Here is a 19130-nt window from a genome sequence, read left to right as displayed (position 1 = left end):
CCATGCACTACCGCTACCACGACAGCCCCACCGGCCGCCTGCTGCTGGCCGGCGACGAACGCGGCCTGCGTATGCTCTACATGGATCTGGAAGTCCGCCATTACCCGCAGCCGGACTGGCACGAAGGCAGCCCGCTGCTGGACGATGTGGCGCGCCAGCTGGACGAGTACTTCGCCGGCAAGCGCCAGCGATTCGATGTGCGCCTCAATACCGGCGGCACCGAGTTCCAGCGCCAGGTCTGGCAGGCGCTGCTGGAGATTCCCTACGGCTACACCACCGTCTACGCGGAACTCGCACGACGCATCGGCCGGCCCAAGGCGATCCGCGCGGTGGGCGCGGCCAACGGCGCCAACCCCATCAGCATCATCGTCCCCTGCCACCGGGTGATCGGCAGCAACGGCAGCCTCACCGGCTATGCCGGCGGCCTGCCACGCAAGGAACTGCTGCTGCGCCTGGAAGGCGCGCTGGAGTCGGCCTGGCAGTCCGCCCCGAGAGCTCCGGCCTAGAAATCGAAGGCGGTCTGCGCCGCCTGCGGGTCCTCGTAGCCCTCCAGCGCCAGCATGCGCATCTTCGAGGAGCTACCGCCCGGCGCGGAGAAACCGCCGGTCTTGCCGCCGCTGGCGAGCACGCGGTGGCACGGAATGATCAGCGGAATCGGATTGGAACCCATCGCCTGCCCCACCGCGCGGGACAAGCCAACATCGCCCAGACGCCGGGCGATCTCGCCGTAGGTCGTGGTCTCGCCGCGACCGAGCTGGAGAATGTCGTCGTAGACACGGCGGTGGAAATCGCTTTGCCCCGACAGGTCCAGCGGCAGCGCGTCGAAGGACACTGCCTCGCCCCGTGCATAGCTCAGGATCAGCCGGCGCGCCTCGTCGATGAACGCCGGCCAGTGGGCGGTCTCACTGCCGAGCTTGTCGAAGCGCTCGCGCACGCTATGCACGGAGTCGCCCGGCAGATAGGCACGCGTGATTCCTTCCGGGCTCCAGGCGAGCCCGAACCAGCCGAGGTCTGTTTCGATCAGGCAGTAATGCATCGAACGAGTCTCCATCCCGGCGCCTTATCCCGCAACCCTTTCCGCCTTCAGCACAACATCACACCAGCGGCGCAACTCTTCGCCGATGGCACTGGCGGGATCGCCCTGGCGCTCGAAAGCCCACCACAGCTGCGCTCCCTGCCATTGGCTGGCCATCAGCCGGCCGAGTACCGGTTGCCGCTGCGGATCGTCACTCAACCGCCGCCCCAACGCCTTGGCCAGCGCGACGCCCCACTGTGCCCCCCGTTCGCGCAACAGCGGATCACGCATGTCTTCGCGCAGGATCAGCAACCCCTCCGCGTAGTCGGTCTCGCCCTCTCCCACCGGGAACATCGCCACCAGCATCCGCACCGCGCCCTCGGGGCTCAGCTCGGCGCTCTCGTCGAGGCGCGCGGTCTGCGTATCCAGTTGGTCCCAGGCGCGCAACAGAACGGCACGGAGGAACTCAGCCTTGGTTGCATGCCGCTGCACCAGCGTCGCGGCGGATAGCCCGACCTCGCGGCCCACAGCAGCGAAAGTGATCGCCTCCGGCCCCTCCCGCACCATCAGCGCCATGGCGGCGTCGAGTATCGCTTCGTCGCTCACCGTCTTGGTTCGAGCCATGCCACCCTCTTCTATAAATGAACATTCATTTATATATTGGTGCGCAGATTACCCAAGGAGACCCAGGATGGCCAGGATTCTCGGCTACATCGCCAGCAGCCTCGACGGCTTCATCGCTACCGCGGAACACGGACTGGACTGGCTGTTCAAGCATGACCAGCTCGAGCTGGGGGAACATGACTACAACTTATTCCTCCGGCGCATTGGCACCGTGGTCATGGGCCGCGCGACCTACGACTTCCTCGCGGCCGACCCAGGCCCCTGGCCGTACGCCGAACAGCGGGTTGTAGTAGTGACTTCGCGTCCTATTGAGCAACCCAAGGGTCCGCTGGAAACTCGCAGCGATGTCGAGGCACTGATCGCGGAACTGCGCGCACTGGACGATGGCGACGTGTGGATGCTCGGCGGCGGCCAGCTGCAGATGGCCTTCCTGGAGCGCGGGGCGCTGGATGAGCTGGAAATCTATGTGATGCCGGAGATCATCGGCGGCGGATTTCCGCTGTTCCCCGCCAGCGGGCTGCGGGTGTCGCCGACGCTGTTGTCGGCCAAGGTCATCGAGCCGGGTTGTGTGCGGATGCATTACCGGTTCGACTGACGATTAATCGGGTATTTTGGAGCTGATGGTGGGATTTCGCGGACAAGGTCCGCTCCTACAGGGATGACCGTGTCGTGCGGTTCGCGAGCAAGCTCGCTCCTACGAAGAGCACCTGCTCCCCGGCTCTGGCTCTGGCTCTGGCTCTGGCTCTGGCTCTGGCTCTGGCTCTGGCTCTGGCTCTGGCTCTGGCTCTGGCTCTGGCTCTGGCTCTGAAGGCTTCCAGAGAAACCTTCGCGCACGCCGAACGCCCCGTTCAGGAGGCCTCGTTGAATTGGAGTTTGAGGGGTTGAGCGGCATGGATGCCGCGAGAGCCGCGATGGGCCAGGGATGGCCCTTCGCGGCGTGCCCCTGAAACTTCAATTCAACGAGGGTATTTTTCGCCCCAAGCGAAAAACCGGATGATTGGGGCAAGACCTTTGCCTACTTTGCGTCGTCTGGCAAAGTAGGTCGCCCGAGGGGGCGAAACACAGATTCCGCGCGCACGCCGATGCGGTGCAGAAACACCCGAGCCCACGCAGCAGACCTATCACATCAGAGCAAAAGAAATCATCGGCCCTGCCGACGGATCGCGGGCAGCGCCCGCTCCTGCAGGGAGCGCTAGATCTTCACATTCCCCCGCGGGCCCGCCACCGCCCAGATGATCAGGCCCAGCACCGGCAGGATGACGATCACCAGGATCCAGATGATCTTCATCGGCATCTCGGCGTTGCTTTTCACTACGTTGATGATCGCCCAGATATCCAGGGCAAAGATAATCAGGCTGATCAGGCCACTCAGGGTCGAGCCCATATGGAAGATCCTTCCAGGAGAATGTCGGCTTGATCAGCATAGCCGCCCGTGCCACAACGGCACGGGCATGGGCCAACGGTTAGGCTCAGACGCGGGCCGGGTCGATCACCGCAAAGCTGGCCACGGTGTCGTGGCCTTCCAGCACGCCGCCCTCGCGGGCCAGTCCGATGGTCTGCAGGCCGGCCTGCTGTGCGGCGTCCAGTTCCTGAACCACGTCGGAGAGGAAGAGGATTTCCTCGCCCGGCAGGCCGATGGCAGCGGCGATGCGCTGATAGGACTCGGCCTCGCGCTTGGGCCCGCTGGTGGTGTCGAAGTAGCCGGAGAACAGCGGCGACAGGTCGCCAGCCTCGGAGCAGCCGAAGATCAGTTTCTGCGCCTGGATCGAGCCGGAGGAATAGACGTACAGCTGGTAGCCCTCGGCGTGCCAGTGGCGCAGCGCGTCAACAGCGTCCGGGTAGACGTGGCCCTTGAGCTGGCCGGCGCGGTAGCCCTGCTCCCAGACCATCCCCTGCAGCGCCTTGAGGGGCGTGGCCTTGCGGTCTTCGGCGATCCAGCCGAGGAGAATTTCGATACAGCGTTCGGTATCCGCGTTCGCCTCGCCACTGTCGGCGCGCACGGCGGCGAGCTGCTCAGCCACGGCGGGATCGGCGGCGTGCTCACGCACGTAGTCCGGCAGGTGCGCGGCGGCATAAGGGAAGAGCACGTCGAAGACGAAGCTGACCGCGCTGGTGGTGCCTTCGATGTCGGTGAGGATGGCTTTGATGGACATGGAAACTCCAAAAACCCGCCTTTAACCCAGGCGGGATGACATGTAGGACCGAGGGGGGCGCCCAGTCCTTGCTCGCGAACCGCATGGAACCGAGTGGGCCGGCAACACTGTTCGCGAGCAAGCTCGCTCCTACGAAGTGCAGGAAACAGTCCACCCTCCCCGGCTACGGGGAGATCAGTCTTCCAGCAACGGAAAGCGCTTGGCGATCTCGTCGCCGGTGAACTTCGCAACCCAGCCCTCGGCGTTGTTGAACAGGCGGATGGCGACGAAGTGCGGGCGCTCGCCCATGTCGAACCAGTGGCGGGTGCCGGCGGGCACCGAGATCAGGTCATTCTTCTCACATTGCACGGCGTAGACGTGGTCCTCGATGTGCAGGGTGAAGAGCCCGCGGCCGGCGACGAAGAAGCGTACCTCGTCCTCGCCGTGGCGGTGCTCGTCGAGGAACTTGGCGCGCAATTCGTCCTTCTGCGGGTGATCGGCGGTGAGGCTGACCACGTCGACGGTGACGTAACCCTCCTCTTCCTGCAGGCGGCGAATCTCGTGCTGGTAGGCGGCGATCACTTCTTCCTGGCTGGCGCCGGGGACGATCGGGGCGTTGGCCGCCCAGCGCTGGAAGCGCACGCCCAGCTCGCCGAGGGTGGAAGCGATGTCCTCGGCGTGGGTCAGCAGCTTCAGTGGCTGCTCGGGGTTGGACTCGTGGTAGACGGTCAGGCTGCTCATGGTCGTTATCCTTCTGGGCTATTTCCGCAAAAGCGGGCCGGATTCGCTCAGCGCGTGCCGCCGCGAAGGCTCAGTACTTTCAGTTCGCATTCGAAGAGGAATTCGAAGGCTTCGATCTGGCGCAGGGCATCGGCCATGCGTGGGCCCCAAGTGTACAGGCCGTGGCCGCGGATCAGGTAACCGGGGCAGTCCGGATGTGCCTCCAGCCAGGGCTGCACCTTGGCGGCCAGGCGGGCGATGTCCTGATCGTTGTCGAAGATCGGCACGGTCACGCGGCCTTCATGGGTGGTGACGCCGCTGAAGGCCTTCTGCAGCTCGTAGTCTTCCAGCTCCAGGCGGTCGCCGGCGGTCAGGCGCGACAGCACGGTGGCGTTCACCGAATGGGTGTGCAGCACCGCGCCGATCTCCGGGCGCCAGGTGTAGAGCTGGGTGTGCAGCAGGGTTTCCGCCGAAGGCTTCTTGCCCGGCTCCAGGCTGTTGCCGGCGAGGTCGGTTTCCAGCACGTCGTCCTCGCCGAGCTGGCCCTTGTGCTTGCCCGAAACAGTGAGTAGCGCGCGGTCGGCGGCCAGGCGCGCCGAATAATTGCTGCTGGTGGCCGGCGACCAGCCGCGGCCATAGAGGAAGCGACCGGCGTCGATGATTTGCCGGGTCAGCTGTTCACGGGTGTCGTTCATGCGGGTCCTCGTTCAGACGGGTCCAGATGATGAAGGCGGCGGCCAGCGCGGCAATGCTGGCGATGGCGAAAGTCCAGGCAGGGCCAAGGCTACCCCAGCTGTAGCCGGAGTAAAGCGCGCCCAGCGCGCCGCCGGTTCCCGCCAGTGCGGCATAGAGCGCCTGACCCTGGCCCTGCTGGCGCGCCTGGAAGCTGCGCTGGACGAAATGAATGGCGGCGGCGTGGAAGCTGCCGAAGGTCGCGGCGTGCAGCAACTGGGCGAACAGCAGCACCGGCAGGTGTCCGGCCAGCGTGCCCAGCAGCAACCAGCGCAAGGCCGCCAGCAGGAAGCTCGCCACCAGTACCTGGCGCAGCGAGAAGCGCTTGAGCAGGCGCGGCATGATCAGGAACAGCAGTACCTCGGCCACTACACCCAGCGCCCAGAGCTGGCCGATCAGCCCGCGGGCGTAGCCGAGCGCCTCCAGGTGCAGGGTCAGGAAGGTGTAGTACGGGCCGTGGGACAGCTGCATGAGGCACACGCACAGATAGAAGGCGAGAACGCCGGGTTTGAGCAGTTGCTGGAGGAAGCCGCCAGCGCTGGCCTCGTCCTGCCGTGCCGGCGGCTGGGCATTCGGCACCCACCAGCTGGCGCCGACGATGCCGAGCATGATAGCCAGCAGCGCCAGCGGATAGGCGTCCAGGCTGGCGAACTCGAACAGCCAGCCCAGGCCGACCACGGTGCAGATGAAGCCGATGGAGCCCCACAGGCGGATACGGCTGTAGCTCTCGGTGCGCCCGCTCAGGTGCGCCAGGGTGATCACTTCGAACTGCGGCAGCACCGCGTGCCAGAAGAACGCGTGACCGGCCATGATCAATGCCAGCCACGCGTAACTGTGGCCGAAGAAGATGCCGGCGAAGCACAACGCCGTGCACACCGCGCCAAAGCGCACGATGGCCAGCCGTTGGCCGCTGCGGTCGCCCAGCCAGCCCCACAGGTTCGGCGCCACGCAGCGCATCAGCATGGGGATGGCGACCAGCTCGCCGATCCGCGCGCTGGAAAAGCCCAGGTGATGGAAATACAGCGCGAGGAACGGCGCCGTTCCGCCCAGCAGGCAGAAGTAGAAGAAGTAAAAACTGGACAGCCGCCAGTAGGGAACCTGCGTCATCGGCGGCGCGACGAGCCCTTCGCGAACCGTGCGGCTCGCGCAGGGCTCAAGTCGATCAGAGCTGGCCGAGGACCGGGGTGCCGACCTTCACGTCGGCATTCTGCGCGCGATGGCGCAGCAGGTGGTCGAGCAGCACGATGGCCATCATCGCCTCGGCGATGGGAGTGGCACGGATACCCACGCAGGGGTCGTGGCGGCCCTTGGTGATCACGTCCACCGGGGCGCCGTTCACGTCGATGGAACGACCGGGGGTGGTGATGCTGGAGGTCGGTTTGAGCGCCAGGTGGGCGATGATCGGCTGGCCGGAGGAGATGCCGCCGAGGATGCCGCCAGCGTTGTTCGACAGGAAGCCTTCCGGGGTCAGCTCATCGCGGTGTTCGGTGCCACGCTGGGCGACGCTGGCGAAGCCGGCGCCGATTTCCACGCCCTTCACCGCGTTGATGCTCATCAGCGCGTGGGCCAGTTCCGCGTCCAGGCGGTCGAAGATCGGCTCGCCCAGGCCAGGCGGTACGCCTTCGGCGACCACGGTGATCTTCGCGCCGACCGAATCCTGGTCACGGCGCAGCTGGTCCATGTACGCCTCCAGCTCCGGCACCTTGTCCGGATCGGGGCTGAAGAAGGCGTTGTCTTCGACGCTGTCCCAGGTCTTGAAGGGAATTTCGATCGGGCCGAGCTGGCTCATGTAGCCACGCACACTGATGCCCATGCCCGCCAGGACCTTCTTGGCGATAGCGCCGGCGGCCACACGCATGGCGGTCTCGCGCGCAGAGGAACGGCCGCCGCCACGGTAGTCACGGATGCCGTACTTGTGGTGGTAGGTGTAATCGGCGTGGGCCGGGCGGAACAGGTCCTTGATCGCCGAGTAGTCCTTGGACTTCTGGTCGGTGTTGCGAATCAGCAGGCCGATCGGGGTGCCGGTGGTCTTGCCCTCGAACACGCCGGAGAGGATTTCCACCTCGTCGGCTTCCTGGCGCTGGGTGGTGTGGCGGCTGGTGCCGGGCTTGCGGCGATCCAGGTCGCGCTGCAGGTCTTCCAGGGAAATCTCCAGGCCGGGCGGGCAGCCGTCGACGATGGCGACCAGCGCCGGGCCGTGGCTTTCGCCAGCGGTGGTGACGGTGAACAGCTTGCCGTAGGTGTTGCCGGACATGCGAGGCTCCGCGAAAATACTGGGATTCGAAAAGGCCGAGCAGTATACCTGCGTCAATCCGCCCTGCGAACCTTCGCCGCCCGCGAGGATCAAAGCGCCATCAGCCCCATCGCGAAGTCCTCGATGCGCCGTCTCGCCCTACTCTGCCTTATCTTCCTTGCCTCCTTCGTCCAGGCCGCCCCCTCCAGCATCCTGCAACGCCCCTATGACCTGGATACGGGCCACGGCGTGCTGCGCGGCACGATGCTGCTGCCCCAGGCGCGATCGCCCCAGCCCCAGAGCCCCCCGCCCGTGGCCCTGCTGATTGCCGGCTCCGGCCCCACCGACCGCGACGGCAACAATCCCGAGGGCGGGCAGAATGCCTACCTGCGCAAGCTGGCCGAAGCGCTGGCGGAGAACGGCATCGCCAGCGTGCGCTATGACAAGCGCGGTGTAGCCCGCAGCCTGCCGGCGTCGCCGCGCGAGGAAGAGCTCAGCGTCGAGGCCTACGTCAGCGACGTGGTGGCCTGGAGCGACAAGCTGGCCCACGACCCACGCTTCGGCCGGCAGATTCTCATCGGCCACAGCGAAGGCGCGTTGATTGCCAGCCTCGCCGCGCCACGCACCCATGCCGAGGCACTGATATCCCTGGCCGGCAGTGCACGCCCCATCGGCGAGGTCCTGCGCGAGCAGTTGCAGGGCCGCCTGCCCCCGCCCCTGCTGGCCCAGGCCGACCAGTTGATCGACAGCCTGCAGGCCGGGCAGCGCCAGCCCAAGGTTCCGGAGCCGTTGAACGTACTGTTCCGCCCCAGCGTGCAGCCCTACCTGATCTCGCTGTTCCGCCAGGACCCGGCCCACGCCTTCGCCCAACTGAAGCTACCCACCCTGATCCTGCAGGGCACCAACGACATCCAGGTCGGCGTCGAGGATGCCCAGGCACTCAAGCGCGCCAAGCCCGACAGCGACTTCCACCTGATTTCGGGGATGAACCACATCCTGCGCATCGTTCCGACCAGCGGTCCGCAGCAGCTCGCCTCCTACAACACCCCCAACCTGCCGCTGGCCCGCGAGCTGGTGGAGCGCGTCACGACTTTCATCCGGCAGGCACAGACCCTGCCGGGTGGCACGCTTGCAGAATCTGGAGCGAACGTCTCAAGAAATCCGCCGGTGCGTCGATAAACCACGGGAGAGCCCTGGTCACGCCCACCAGGCCCCGAGGTAGCCCCCCATGACCGAAGCCGAACAGATTGCCGTCGCCGCCGACGAGAGCGCCGCTGCCCGCCCGCACCCGTGGGCGGAGCTGGCGCCGGAACACTATCGCCTGCTGCGCCTGGCGCCACTGCCCACCGACCGCACCACCGGCGCGCGACCGCTGCGCTTCGTGCAACTCGGCCGGGTGGAACGCCACAATGCCGAGCAGAGCCTGCTGCGCCTGACCATTCAGGTGCCCGGCCAGGTGCTGCGCAAGGAAGTGAACCTGCTGGAGGTCTGGGCGGACCACCGCAGCAAGGAAGTGCGCTTTGGCGCCGACGCAGGTTTTGCCACCGAGCCGCTGAACCGCGGCCTGGGGCGTTTCCTGCTGGCTCAGGGCGTGGCCTGGGCGAAAAAGAAGTGGTCGCACTATCGCGTCGAGGGCGGCGCCCTGGCGATGAAGGATGTGCCCAACGAAGAGGCCCGCCAGCGCCGCGACCACTTCCTGCGCGCCCAGGGCTTCGACGTGATCTACGAGGATTCACGACTGCTGAAGGCGCGCTACAGCGTCGGCCGGGTCAGCGAGCTGTACGACGACTGGCACAAGGAGAAGGTGCAGATACTCCCATTGCTGGAAGCAGGCTCCATGCTGGAACAGGCCGACCAGAACCTCGCCACCCAGGCCAACGAAATCCGAAGACTGGAACAGCGCATCGAAACCTTCCGCCGCGACGACACCAGCCTGCGCTTCACCATCGCCTGCCTGACGGTGTTCGCAGTGTTCCAGGCGGGGTTGCTGATCTGGATTGCCACGCACTGAAGGCGTGGCCGGCGAGTGATCGCGGACGAAGTCCGCTCCTACCCAAAGCCGACCTCTGCGTGGGAGCGGACTGAGCCCCACGTCGAAGCATTCTTTTGTAGGAGCGAGCTTGCTCGCGAACCGAGCAAGCGCCGCACCAACCGGTAAATCCGTTCGCGAGCAAGCTCGCTCCTACAGATTCAGCCCACCCTTGGAGTGGATCAGGCCTTTACCCGCGCCTTGAACAGATCCTGATGCTCGCGGCACTGCTGCGCCGAGAGCAGGAACACGCCGTGGCCGCCGTATTCGAAGTCAAGCCAGGTGAAGTCCACTTCCGGGTACAGCGCCGCCACGTGCACCTGGCTATTGCCCACTTCCACCACCAGCGTGCCGCGCTCGGTCAGGTGATCCGCAGCCTCGGCCAGCATGCGCCGCACCAGGTCCAGGCCGTCGTTGCCGCAGGCCAGGCCCAGTTCCGGCTCGTGGTGGTACTCGGCAGGCATGTCGGCGAAGTCTTCGGCGTCAACATAGGGCGGGTTCGACACGATCAGGTCGAAACGCTGCCCCGGCAAGCCTTCGAAGCCATCGCCCTGCACGGTGTAGACGCGCTCGCCCAGCTCGTGGCGCTCAATGTTGATGTTGGCCACTTCCAGGGCATCGAACGACAGGTCGCCCAGCACCACCTCGGACTCCGGGAAAGCGCTGGCGCAGGCGATACCGATGCAGCCCGAGCCGGTGCACAAGTCCAGGATGCGTTCAGGATCGTGCGCCAGCCAGGGCTCGAAGCGGCGCTCGATCAGCTCGGCAATCGGCGAGCGCGGCACCAGTACGCGCTCGTCCACCACGAAGGGCATGCCGCAGAACCAGGCCTCACCCAGCAGATAAGCGGTCGGCACGCGCTCCTCGATACGCCGGCGCAGCAGGTGCATCAGGTATTCGCGCTCCTCGTCCTCGAGGCGGCAATCCAGGTAGGCATCGGCCATTTCCCAGGGCAGGTGCAGTCCTCCCAGTACAAGCTGGCGGGCTTCGTCCCAGGCGTTGTCGGTACCGTGGCCAAAGAACAGTTCCTCGGCGTGGAAGCGGCTGACAGCCCAGCGGATATGGTCACGCAGGGTCAGCAAACGGGATTCGGTCACGGCGGCATTCCTCGCAGCTCGCAAAAAGGGGCGCATTCTAGCGGAACGCGGGGGTCCTGGGGCGCCTTCAGGCAGTTCCGACGAAGAATGCCAATACCACTTTGGCGCGAGTTCGCAAAGATTCACAGCGGACGCGTTACGGCCCACAATGAGTGAACATGCATTTACAGGAGTCGTGACATGTCCCATCCGCTCAGCATGCTGCAGATCAGTGGGCGCGGTTATCCGCCGGCCACCCTGCGCCAGAGCACTCTGTTGATCATCGACGCCCAGGAGGAGTACCGCAGCGGCGTGCTGGCGCTGCCCGACCTGGACGCCGCGGTGGCGCAGATTCGCCTGCTGCTGGAGGCGGCCCGGAACATGGGCACTCCGATCGTCCACGTGCACCACCTGGGCGTGGTCGGCGGCCTGCTCGACCCACAGGGCCCGCGCGGCCGCTTCCTGCCGGAGCTGGCCCCGTTGCCGGGCGAGGTGGTGGTGGACAAGCGCCTGCCCAACGCCTTCGCCGGCACCGACCTGCATGATCGCCTGCAGGCCAGCGGCCGTCTGGACCTGATCGTCTGCGGGTTCATGACCCACTCCAGCATCAGCACCACCGTCCGCGCCGCCAAGGACTACGGCTACCGCTGCACCCTTGTGGATGCGGCCTGCGCCACCCGCGACATCCCCACTCCCGAAGGTGGCGTACTCGCCGCCCGCGACCTGCATCGCGCGGAGATCGCCGCCCTGGGCGACAACTTCGCCGCCGTGGTCGCACAGGCCCAGGCGTTGGTCTGACGCCACTCATCCCGACGGGCGGCAGCGACAAGCGCCCGGGGTTAGGCTCAGCTTAGGCGCGAAAGCACGCGAGCCCGCTCACCCAGCGGGTTCGCCGCGCTTCCCGACCCTGGGGTTGGAACCCCACCCATCCCCACCGGTCATAGCCTCGTTCAACAGATGAGGAAGTCGGGATGAAGATGACCGAGAAATTCGATCCACCCAGCCTGCGCCCGAAACGTCCGGGCCGCTGGCGCTGGCGCTTCGCCGCCGCGATCGCCGCGGTGATCGCTACCTTCGGCATCCTGTCCGCCATGGCCGGCGTCGCCGCCCTGCTCCGCCGCCAGCCCGCGGTGGGTGTGCTGCACATCGAACCGGGCGCCGGTGCCGTGCTACTGGTGATCGGCCTGTTCTGCCTGTGGCTGGGCGTCACCTTCTGGCGCGCTGCCCGCCGCCGTGCCCGCGGTCGCGAAGGCCTGAGCCTGTCGCCACGGCTGATGAAACGCCGAAACTGATCGCCGGCAAGCGGCGTGGCCGATTTCCGTAGGACCGGCACGATCCGTTAGACTGCGCGGCTCTTCGAGGAGGTGCGCATGCAAGACGACGACTATTCCCAATTCGCCCGCGAAATGCGCGGCGTCAAGCGCATCACCGTGGACCAGGCCGACACCGGCAAACCCAAGGCCGACCGCAAGCAACTCAAGGAGCTGCGGCAGAACGCGACGGTGCGCACCGAGAACATCCGGGTGGACGGCCTGTCCGACCAGTTCGTCATCGACGTCGGCCCCGAAGACGAACTCTACTGGGCCCGCGACGGCGTCCAGGAAGGCCAGATCCGCAAGCTCAAGGCCGGCCAGATCGCCTTCGAGGGCAGCCTCGACCTACATGGCATGAAGATCGAAACCGCCCGCGAAACCCTCTGGGACTTCATTGCCGAAGCCACCCGATTCGAGATCCGCTGTGTCCGCGTCACACATGGCAAGGCCGCGCGCATCGACGGCCGCAGCCCGATGGTGAAGAGCCACGTGAACACCTGGCTGCGCCAGCACCCGCAGGTGCTCGGCTTCGCCTCCTGCCTGCCGCGCCACGGCGGTACTGGCGCCATCTACGTGATGCTGCGGCGCAACATGCTCGAAGGCCGCGACGAGTAATCAGGCCGGGAAACGCGCACCGTAGCTTTCCCGCTCCACCTTCAGGCCGTTCACCACGAACGACACCGAGTGGTAGAACCCCACCACCATCAGGCACTCGATCAACTGGTCAGCATTGAAGTACATGTTCAGCTGCGCCCACAGCTTGTCGTTCACGGTCGAACTGTCGTGCAGGCTGTCCGCCAGCGCCAGCAGAGCCTGCTGCGCAGGGCTCCACAATGCAGCGTTCGGTGTCGCGCGGCAGGTGTCGGCCAACTGCTCGTCGCTGAAGCCGGTTTTGCCGGTATAGAACGCCACGTGCACACCCCACTCGTATTCCGCGCCGCAGCGCGCGGTGGTGCGCAGTATCAGCAACTCGCGGTCCTCCAGGGCGATGCTGCCGCGATCCAGCAACCCCCCGGCGAAGAAGCGCTGCAGCACCCGCGGGTTATGCGCCATCGTACGGAACAGCTTCAGCGGCTCCACGCCCGGCGGCATGATCCGTGTGAAGGCGGCCTGCATGTCTTCGGCAAACGGCGGTTGCAACGGCTCGATACGCGGCTGTGTCATGATGCGCCTCCGGCTGCTATCAATTAAGTAGCACTCAAACTAGACCGCTACTGAAAAAGTAGCAAGGAGAATCGATGACGCTTCCCCTCCCCGGCCACCCCGTACGTGGCTCCGACAGCGGCCGGCCGATCATGGCGCTACTCGACCTCCTCGGCCGCCGCTGGAGCCTGCGTGTGCTCTGGGAGCTGCACCAGGGGCCGGCGAGCTTCCGCGAGCTGCAGGCACGCTGCGAAGGTCTCTCGCCCTCGGTGCTCAACACCCGTCTGGGCGAACTGCGTGAGGCGCAACTGGTAGAAAACGGCGCGGACGGTTACCAGCTTTCCGAACAGGGCCAGGAGCTGGCGCTACACTGCCTGCCGCTGGCGCAATGGGCCGAGGGCTGGGCGCAGCGCCTGGCGACAAACCACCTGCCATAACGCGCCAACCGGCGCGCGGGCCTTGCCAGCCAAGGCTGAGCGCCCTACCCTGCGCCACGGTTTTTATTTTTGTCATTGCCACAGGTAGATCATGTCCCTGGAACAAAACTACTCCGCGATCCTCAGCCAGCTCGGTGAGGACGTCACCCGCGAAGGTCTGGTCGATACGCCCAAGCGTGCCGCCAAAGCCATGCAGTACCTTTGCCGCGGCTACCAGCAGACGCTGGAGGAGATCGTCAACGGCGCCCTGTTCAGCTCCGACAACAGCGAAATGGTGCTGGTCAAGGACATCGAGCTCTACTCGCTGTGCGAGCACCATCTGCTGCCCTTCATCGGCAAGGCCCACGTCGCCTACATCCCCAACGGCAAGGTGCTGGGCCTGTCCAAGGTCGCGCGCATCGTCGACATGTACGCCCGCCGCCTGCAGATCCAGGAAAACATGTCGCGGCAGATCGCCGAGGCCGTACAGCAGGTCACCGGTGCGCTGGGCGTGGCCGTGGTGATCGAGGCCAAGCACATGTGCATGATGATGCGCGGCGTGGAGAAGCAGAATTCCTCGATGGTCACCTCCGTGATGCTCGGCGAGTTCCGCGAGAACGCCGCCACCCGCAGCGAGTTCCTCAGCCTGATCCGCTGATCGCGAACCGCCGCCATGAAAAAACCGGCCCGAGGGCCGGTTTTTTTGTGCCTGGCATCCGTGGTTCAGCGGGTGTAGTAACCCACCGCCACCAGATAGTGGCCGGTCTTGCGCAGGAACGCGTGCTTGTTTTCCACCTTGCTGGTCACCGGGTTGCGCCACTGGTACTCGAACTCGGCTTCGCCCTTGGCCTTAACCAGCTCCAGCATGGCGTGGCCGATGGGGTTGCCGCCCGGGTCCTTGAGCGAGTCGAAGTCGGTGCCGACCATGCGGGTGTTGAAGCCATGGGCGACGAACTTCGAGGTATCCAGGTCGACCACGAAGACGTAGAGGTCATCTTCGATGAAGGCCTTGTCCCGTGCAGTGATCTTCTTGAAGGTTCCTTCCGGATCGGCTTCCACGGCCTTCACCGCCTTGTCCAGCATCGCCGCCGCCTGCTGCGCCGAGGCCCGCGGGATGTAGTAGCCCACAGCCAGGAAGCGCTCGCCGACGCGCTGGTAATAGACGTGCTTGCGCTCCACCTTGCCGTCTGCCCAGTTCTTCCAGCGGTAGTCGGCCTGCTGCACCTTGCCGGTCTCCGGCGACTTCAATGCCTTGGCGAACTGCTCCTGGAGCGAGGGATCGAGGGTAGAGGACACGTCGCGGTCGATCAGCACCACCGACGGCCCGCCGCTGGCGAGCATGGTGCCCTTGCTGTCCACCACGAACACGTAGAGGTCGCCATCGACGAATTCGCCCTGGCGGCTGAAGGCGGCAAAGGCCTTGTCGCCCTCCTGCTTGTAGGCGGCCACCGCCTTGGACAGCAGCGCCTTGGCGCGCTGGTCATCCGTCTGCGAGGTGGCGTTCGCCTGCATAGCGAACAAGGAAAAGGACGACAGGAAAGAAAGCAGCAACAGTGACTTCAACAGCGTCTTCATACGCGAATACCCCCGTGGCATTGCTTGTAGTTGTGCACAGAGCATAGCCAGCCAGGGGCGATTCGCGTCGGCATTCACTGCCCAAACATGCGGCGATTCAGCCGAAGAATCGCTTCATCGAGCGCGAAAGCCAGCCGCCGTGGCCCTGGTCGCGAGTCAGCTCGTGCATGGTCGCCTTCACCGCGTCCACGTAATTGGCGTCGTCGTTGCGGATGTGGTTGAACAGCCAGCGGCCGAGCAGGCCCTTGAGTTCCTCGGCGACGTCCTCGCCGGCCTCGAAGCGCGTGCGGTAGTCGGAAACGCGCTTGATGAAGAGTTCATGGACCTTCTTGTGCGCACGGGTGAACTGGTAGCCGGAGTCCTCCAGCAGGGTTTCCTCGAAGGCGAAGTGCGAGATGGTGTAGTCGACCAGTTCCTCGATCACGCCGCCGAGCATCGCTCGGTCGTGATGGGCCTGGGCCTCGTGCAGTTGGTTGATCATTTCGACGATGCGCTTGTGCTGTGCGTCGATCACTCCGATCCCGGTATCGAGATCCGCCTGCCAGACCAGATAGGCCATCTTTCCCCCTCCCCATGCCGGACAACGACACTGCCTGCCGCTCGCGCCCGGCCACATCGGTACATCCCGCATGGCAGCACGTCCAGATTAGGGAGGGCGACAAAACGCCGCCATGATGCCGGTCAACCCCAAAGCACCGGAATCAGCGGTTTAGAGCGGTTTTTTCGGATTTGTCTGATGGCAAAACGCCTGTTTCACACAGAAGTTCGGATCGACCTGTAGGAGCGAGCTTGCTCGCGAACCACCGAGCGGCCGGACATTCCGTTCGCGAGCAAGCTCGCTCCTACAAAAATGCTCGGCACACAACGAAAAACGCCGCTTCCTGGGAAGCGGCGTTTCGATGGCTGGGCGTGGCGATCAGTCCTGCATCGCCACATGCCGCGGGTGGTCGGCTACCCGCGCCAGCCAGGCGTTGATCGCCGGGAAGTTCGACAGGTCGAAGCCGCCCTGGTGCGCCACGTGGGTGTAGGCGTACAGGGTGATATCAGCAATGGAGTAACGGTCCCCCACCAGATAGGGCGTCTGCTCCAGCTGCTTTTCCATCACCTTCAGCGCCTTGTAGCCGCCCTTGTGGCAGCGTGCGTACTCCTCACGGCGTTCCTCGGGCAGGCCGAGATAGAACTCGATGAAGCGCGCCACCGCCACATAGGGCTCATGGCTGTACTGCTCGAAGAACTGCCACTGCAGCACCTGGGTGCGCAGGCGCGGTTCGCTGGGCAACAGATCGCTGCCATCGGCGAGGAAGTTGAGGATGGCGTTGGATTCCCACAGACAGGTGCCGTCTTCGAGCTGCAGCACCGGCACCTTGCCGTTGGGGTTCATCGCCAGGAACTCGGCGGTCTGTGTCTCGCCCTTGAGGATATCGACCTCGCGCCACTGATAAGGCAGGCCGAGCAGGTGCAGGGCCAGCTTGACCTTGTAGCAGTTGCCGGACAGTCGATCGCCGTAAACGGTGTACATGCTCATCTCCTCACTGGGCCTGGCCGTCGCGGATTACCGCGGCCAGGCGACGCAAACCTTCGCCGGCACGTTCCGGCGCCACGTGGCTGAAGTTAAGCCGCAAATAGCCGGGATTGGCATCCGGCTGCGTGAAGAAAGGCTCACCCGGCATGAAGGCCACATTCTGCGCCAGCGCCGCATCCAGCAGCGTGCGAGTGTCCAGCGGCTGCTTGAGCTTCAGCCAGAAGAACAGCCCACCCTGGGGCACGTGCCATTCGGCCAGTTCGTCGAAATGCTCTTCCAGTTGCTTCTGCATGGCGTCGCGGCGAATCCGGTAGAAATCACGCAGCTCGGCCAGGTGGCCGCGATAGGCCTCGGTGCCGAACCATTGCAGCGCCTGCCACTGGCCGACGCGGTTGGTGTGCAGGTCGGCGGACTGCTTCAGGCGCAGCAGGTGCGGGAACAGGTCCGGTGTGGCGATCAGGAAGCCCACGCGCAGGCCCGGCAGCAGCGTCTTCGACACCGTGCCGGTATAGATCCAGCTCGACTGCTTCAGACGGCTGACCAGCGGGGTCGCAGCCCCCTCGTCGAACACCAGCTCGCGGTAGGGCTCATCCTCGATCAGGGTCACGCCAAACTCGTCGAGCACGGCGGCCACTTCATCGCGACGCTGTTCGCTGTAACGCACGCCGGACGGATTCTGGAACGTCGGGATCAGGTAGGCGAAGGCTGGTTTGCTGGTTTCCAGGCGCTGACGCAGCGCGGCAACGTCCGGGCCTTCGGCGCCCAATGGCACGGTCAGGCAGTTAGCGCCGAACAGCTGGAAGGCCTGCAGCGCGGCGAGGTAGGTCGGCGCTTCGAGCAGCACCTCGGTGCCCGGGTCGATGAACAGCTTGCTGGCCAGGTCCAGCGTCTGCTGCGAGCCGCTGACGATCAGCACCTGGCTCGCCTCACAGGGCACGCCCAGCGCGCGTGCCTCGGCGGCGATGGCTTCGCGCAGCGCCGGCTCCCCTTCGCTCATGCCGTACTGCCCCATGCTCGCCGGCATGGCATCCCAGTTCACCTTCGGCAGCATCGGCTCGGCGGGCAGGCCACCGGCGAAGGACATCACCTCCGGGCGCTGCGCCGCGGCGAGAATTTCACGGATCAGAGAGCTTTTCAGTCGGGCGATGCGTTCGGAGAAGGCCATGGGGGTCACCGGTAGCGGGAGCACGGAAGAATGAGTCAAACTGCTTGACCGAAGCTACGACGCCCGAGATGGATACGTCAATATGCCTGACCTAACAAAAAACAACCTGCAGCTCGAAGCGATCCAGGCCTTCTTCTACAGCTACCGCGCCTTCACCGCAAAACCCGACGAGATGCTCGCCCGTCGCGGGCTCAGCCGGGTGCACCACCGCATCCTGTTCTTCATCGCGCGCAACCCGGGGCTGAGCGTCAGCCAGCTGCTGGCCGCCCTTGGCGTGACCAAGCAGGCGCTGAACGTGCCGCTGCGCCAGTTGCTCGAGCGCGACCTGATTCGCAGCGAAGCCTGCGACAACGACAAGCGCCGGCGCCTGCTGGCGCTGACAGCCGAAGGCGGCAAGCTGGAAAAGGCCCTGCGCCGCGAGCAGGAGCGCCTGCTGCAACGCGCCTTTGGCGAGGCCGGGGAAGAAGCGGTGAAAGGCTGGCTGGCGGTGAACCAGGCCATCGCCCGCTCGCAGGACGACTAGCGGGCGGCGCCCTCCAGCTCGCGGGCGGCACGCAGGAACATCAGCGCCAGCGGCAGCAGGCTGGCCATCGCCAGCGCGGTGCCGGGCAGGAACAGCAGCACGCTGAGCAGGCATACGCCAGAGCTGACCTCCAGCCAGCCCATGACCTTCACCGACGGGTACGGCAACTCGATCTTCAGCAGGCGGATGCCATACCACAAGGTCACGATGCCCGTAGGTACGAACAGCCCCATGAAGCCCATCAGCGCAGCATTGAGCTCGCCGCTGAGCTGCTCGTCGAAAACCACGCTGTAGACCTGCATCACCAACGCGACAGCAATCGACAGCCCAACCGGCCAGGCCAACCCGCGGGCATTGAAGCGATCCTCGAGAAAGCTGCGGGTGCGCCACAGCAGGAAGCAACCCAGCACTGTACTGAGCACGCCGACCCAGAGTTCGTAGCCTTGCCAGGTACTCGACTCATGCAGCGCGGCGGCGAAGGACAGGGTGAACAGCGCGAGGTTGCACAGCAGCAGCGCCAGGCTCAGCCAGCCAAGCAGACGCAGGTGGCCGGGGTTCCAGCGCCCGGCAAGGAAAGCCCCCGGAGCGCTCTGATCCACCAGCTCGACCCTGGGCGCGGCGTAGGGATTCTCTTCCATGGTGGCGATCTTCCATCAGTTGTACGGCTTTCCCGCACCATACCGGCGCACCCGCGCCCACGCCACTGCCGCTGGCACTGTACGGGCCACTCGGCCGCTGGCTGTTATGGGACAGCTTCGCGGTGGCGGGATTAGTCTGGTTCCAATTGAGATCCCGCGTGGGGGCGAGCCCTCTCCCCCGCCCTCTCCCTGAAGGGAGAGGGAGCTGTCCGTACCGGCCGACACTTTTGTTTCAACCTGTGCCATACAGTTCCCTCTCACTTCAGGGAAAAGG

At 65.4% G+C, this 19130-nt stretch carries 25 protein-coding genes; 10 read left to right on the top strand and 15 right to left on the bottom strand.

The window, feature by feature from the left end; all coding sequences use genetic code 11:
- Nucleotides 1-2: 2 nt before the first annotated feature.
- Nucleotides 3-506 (top strand): methylated-DNA--[protein]-cysteine S-methyltransferase, encoded by a 504-nt coding sequence (locus ACNFH5_RS13190; protein WP_416746545.1) that lies wholly within the window; start codon nt 3-5, stop codon nt 504-506.
- Here the strand turns inward: ACNFH5_RS13190 and ACNFH5_RS13185 are convergent.
- Entirely contained in the window at nt 503-1036 is a 534-nt protein-coding gene (locus tag ACNFH5_RS13185; protein WP_416746543.1) for a methylated-DNA--[protein]-cysteine S-methyltransferase, read from the bottom strand. The genes ACNFH5_RS13190 and ACNFH5_RS13185 overlap by 4 nt on opposite strands.
- A gap of 24 nt (nt 1037-1060) precedes the next feature.
- Nucleotides 1061-1639, bottom strand: a complete 579-nt coding sequence (locus ACNFH5_RS13180) for a TetR/AcrR family transcriptional regulator (protein ID WP_416746541.1) — start codon at nt 1637-1639, stop codon at nt 1061-1063.
- Nucleotides 1640-1706: 67 nt separating this feature from the next.
- On the opposite strand from ACNFH5_RS13180, the gene ACNFH5_RS13175 reads away from it, so the two are divergent.
- Complete coding sequence (locus ACNFH5_RS13175; RefSeq protein WP_416746539.1) at nt 1707-2234, top strand: dihydrofolate reductase family protein; 528 nt, start codon at nt 1707-1709, stop codon at nt 2232-2234.
- Between the two features lie 597 nt (nt 2235-2831).
- Here ACNFH5_RS13175 and ACNFH5_RS13170 read toward each other — a convergent pair.
- From ACNFH5_RS13170 to aroC, 6 genes are all read right to left on the bottom strand, one after another.
- The gene (locus tag ACNFH5_RS13170; RefSeq protein WP_416746537.1) at nt 2832-3023 is read right to left on the bottom strand and encodes a PLDc N-terminal domain-containing protein; all 192 of its coding nucleotides are present in this window, start codon (nt 3021-3023) and stop codon (nt 2832-2834) included.
- 85 nt (nt 3024-3108) lie between these two features.
- Nucleotides 3109-3792: an acireductone synthase gene (gene mtnC / locus ACNFH5_RS13165; RefSeq protein WP_416746535.1), complete on the bottom strand. Its 684-nt coding sequence runs from the start codon at nt 3790-3792 to the stop codon at nt 3109-3111.
- 174 nt (nt 3793-3966) lie between these two features.
- Nucleotides 3967-4512 carry a 1,2-dihydroxy-3-keto-5-methylthiopentene dioxygenase gene (locus ACNFH5_RS13160; RefSeq protein WP_024765430.1) on the bottom strand — a complete coding sequence of 182 codons (546 nt, stop codon included), beginning with the start codon at nt 4510-4512 and terminating at the stop codon, nt 3967-3969.
- Nucleotides 4513-4559: 47 nt separating this feature from the next.
- Entirely contained in the window at nt 4560-5186 is a 627-nt protein-coding gene (locus ACNFH5_RS13155; protein WP_416746533.1) for a methylthioribulose 1-phosphate dehydratase, read from the bottom strand.
- Nucleotides 5170-6330 carry an MFS transporter gene (locus tag ACNFH5_RS13150; protein ID WP_416746531.1) on the bottom strand — a complete coding sequence of 387 codons (1161 nt, stop codon included), beginning with the start codon at nt 6328-6330 and terminating at the stop codon, nt 5170-5172. Before ACNFH5_RS13150 ends, ACNFH5_RS13155 begins: the two co-directional genes overlap by 17 nt.
- Before the next feature lie 55 nt (nt 6331-6385).
- Complete coding sequence (aroC, locus tag ACNFH5_RS13145) at nt 6386-7477, bottom strand: chorismate synthase (protein ID WP_416746529.1); 1092 nt, start codon at nt 7475-7477, stop codon at nt 6386-6388.
- A 123-nt stretch (nt 7478-7600) separates the two neighbouring features.
- On the opposite strand from aroC, the gene ACNFH5_RS13140 reads away from it, so the two are divergent.
- Nucleotides 7601-8635, top strand: a complete 1035-nt coding sequence (locus ACNFH5_RS13140; RefSeq protein ID WP_416746527.1) for an alpha/beta hydrolase — start codon at nt 7601-7603, stop codon at nt 8633-8635.
- Nucleotides 8636-8684: 49 nt separating this feature from the next.
- The gene (locus ACNFH5_RS13135) at nt 8685-9467 is read left to right on the top strand and encodes a hypothetical protein (RefSeq protein ID WP_416746525.1); all 783 of its coding nucleotides are present in this window, start codon (nt 8685-8687) and stop codon (nt 9465-9467) included.
- Between the two features lie 200 nt (nt 9468-9667).
- Here the strand turns inward: ACNFH5_RS13135 and prmB are convergent, their stop codons facing one another.
- A complete protein-coding gene (gene prmB, locus ACNFH5_RS13130; protein ID WP_416746523.1) occupies nt 9668-10582 on the bottom strand; it encodes a 50S ribosomal protein L3 N(5)-glutamine methyltransferase in 915 nt (304 codons plus the stop codon).
- A gap of 180 nt (nt 10583-10762) precedes the next feature.
- On the opposite strand from prmB, the gene ACNFH5_RS13125 reads away from it, so the two are divergent.
- The 3 genes from ACNFH5_RS13125 to ACNFH5_RS13115 all read left to right on the top strand — a co-directional run bounded on the left by ACNFH5_RS13125 (nt 10763) and on the right by ACNFH5_RS13115 (nt 12489).
- Nucleotides 10763-11359, top strand: a complete 597-nt coding sequence (locus ACNFH5_RS13125; RefSeq protein ID WP_138525178.1) for a cysteine hydrolase family protein — start codon at nt 10763-10765, stop codon at nt 11357-11359.
- 173 nt (nt 11360-11532) lie between these two features.
- Nucleotides 11533-11853: a hypothetical protein gene (locus ACNFH5_RS13120; RefSeq protein ID WP_416746521.1), complete on the top strand. Its 321-nt coding sequence runs from the start codon at nt 11533-11535 to the stop codon at nt 11851-11853.
- 78 nt (nt 11854-11931) lie between these two features.
- Nucleotides 11932-12489, top strand: coding sequence for a Smr/MutS family protein (locus ACNFH5_RS13115; RefSeq protein ID WP_416746519.1), 558 nt, complete (start codon nt 11932-11934; stop codon nt 12487-12489).
- Here the strand turns inward: ACNFH5_RS13115 and ACNFH5_RS13110 are convergent, their stop codons facing one another.
- Complete coding sequence (locus ACNFH5_RS13110; RefSeq protein ID WP_416746517.1) at nt 12490-13038, bottom strand: carboxymuconolactone decarboxylase family protein; 549 nt, start codon at nt 13036-13038, stop codon at nt 12490-12492.
- A gap of 74 nt (nt 13039-13112) precedes the next feature.
- Here ACNFH5_RS13110 and ACNFH5_RS13105 point away from each other — a divergent pair, with 74 nt between their 5' ends.
- Nucleotides 13113-13454: a winged helix-turn-helix transcriptional regulator gene (locus tag ACNFH5_RS13105; protein WP_416746515.1), complete on the top strand. Its 342-nt coding sequence runs from the start codon at nt 13113-13115 to the stop codon at nt 13452-13454.
- A 91-nt stretch (nt 13455-13545) separates the two neighbouring features.
- Nucleotides 13546-14091, top strand: a complete 546-nt coding sequence (folE, locus tag ACNFH5_RS13100) for a GTP cyclohydrolase I FolE (protein ID WP_024765420.1) — start codon at nt 13546-13548, stop codon at nt 14089-14091.
- A gap of 65 nt (nt 14092-14156) precedes the next feature.
- Here folE and ACNFH5_RS13095 read toward each other — a convergent pair whose 3' ends face one another.
- From ACNFH5_RS13095 to ACNFH5_RS13080, 4 genes are all read right to left on the bottom strand, one after another.
- Nucleotides 14157-14945, bottom strand: a complete 789-nt coding sequence (locus ACNFH5_RS13095; protein ID WP_416747300.1) for a cache domain-containing protein — start codon at nt 14943-14945, stop codon at nt 14157-14159.
- A 160-nt stretch (nt 14946-15105) separates the two neighbouring features.
- Entirely contained in the window at nt 15106-15567 is a 462-nt protein-coding gene (locus tag ACNFH5_RS13090; RefSeq protein WP_045208678.1) for a bacteriohemerythrin, read from the bottom strand.
- 357 nt (nt 15568-15924) lie between these two features.
- Nucleotides 15925-16527, bottom strand: a complete 603-nt coding sequence (locus ACNFH5_RS13085; RefSeq protein WP_416746513.1) for a glutathione S-transferase family protein — start codon at nt 16525-16527, stop codon at nt 15925-15927.
- 10 nt (nt 16528-16537) lie between these two features.
- The gene (locus ACNFH5_RS13080; RefSeq protein WP_416746511.1) at nt 16538-17695 is read right to left on the bottom strand and encodes a PLP-dependent aminotransferase family protein; all 1158 of its coding nucleotides are present in this window, start codon (nt 17693-17695) and stop codon (nt 16538-16540) included.
- An 82-nt stretch (nt 17696-17777) separates the two neighbouring features.
- On the opposite strand from ACNFH5_RS13080, the gene ACNFH5_RS13075 reads away from it, so the two are divergent.
- A complete protein-coding gene (locus ACNFH5_RS13075; protein WP_416746509.1) occupies nt 17778-18218 on the top strand; it encodes a MarR family winged helix-turn-helix transcriptional regulator in 441 nt (146 codons plus the stop codon).
- Here ACNFH5_RS13075 and ACNFH5_RS13070 read toward each other — a convergent pair.
- On the bottom strand, nt 18215-18856 hold the full coding sequence (locus ACNFH5_RS13070; RefSeq protein WP_416746507.1) for a hypothetical protein: 642 nt from the start codon (nt 18854-18856) through the stop codon (nt 18215-18217). The two genes, ACNFH5_RS13075 and ACNFH5_RS13070, sit on opposite strands and share 4 nt — an antisense overlap.
- Between the last annotated feature and the right edge of the window lie 274 nt (nt 18857-19130).

It is taken from the genome of Pseudomonas sp. NY15435 (assembly GCF_048068295.1).
Taxonomy (GTDB): domain Bacteria; phylum Pseudomonadota; class Gammaproteobacteria; order Pseudomonadales; family Pseudomonadaceae; genus Pseudomonas.
The sequence above is the reverse complement of the archived record's forward strand: the minus strand, read 5'-3'. Positions and strand labels throughout refer to the sequence as shown.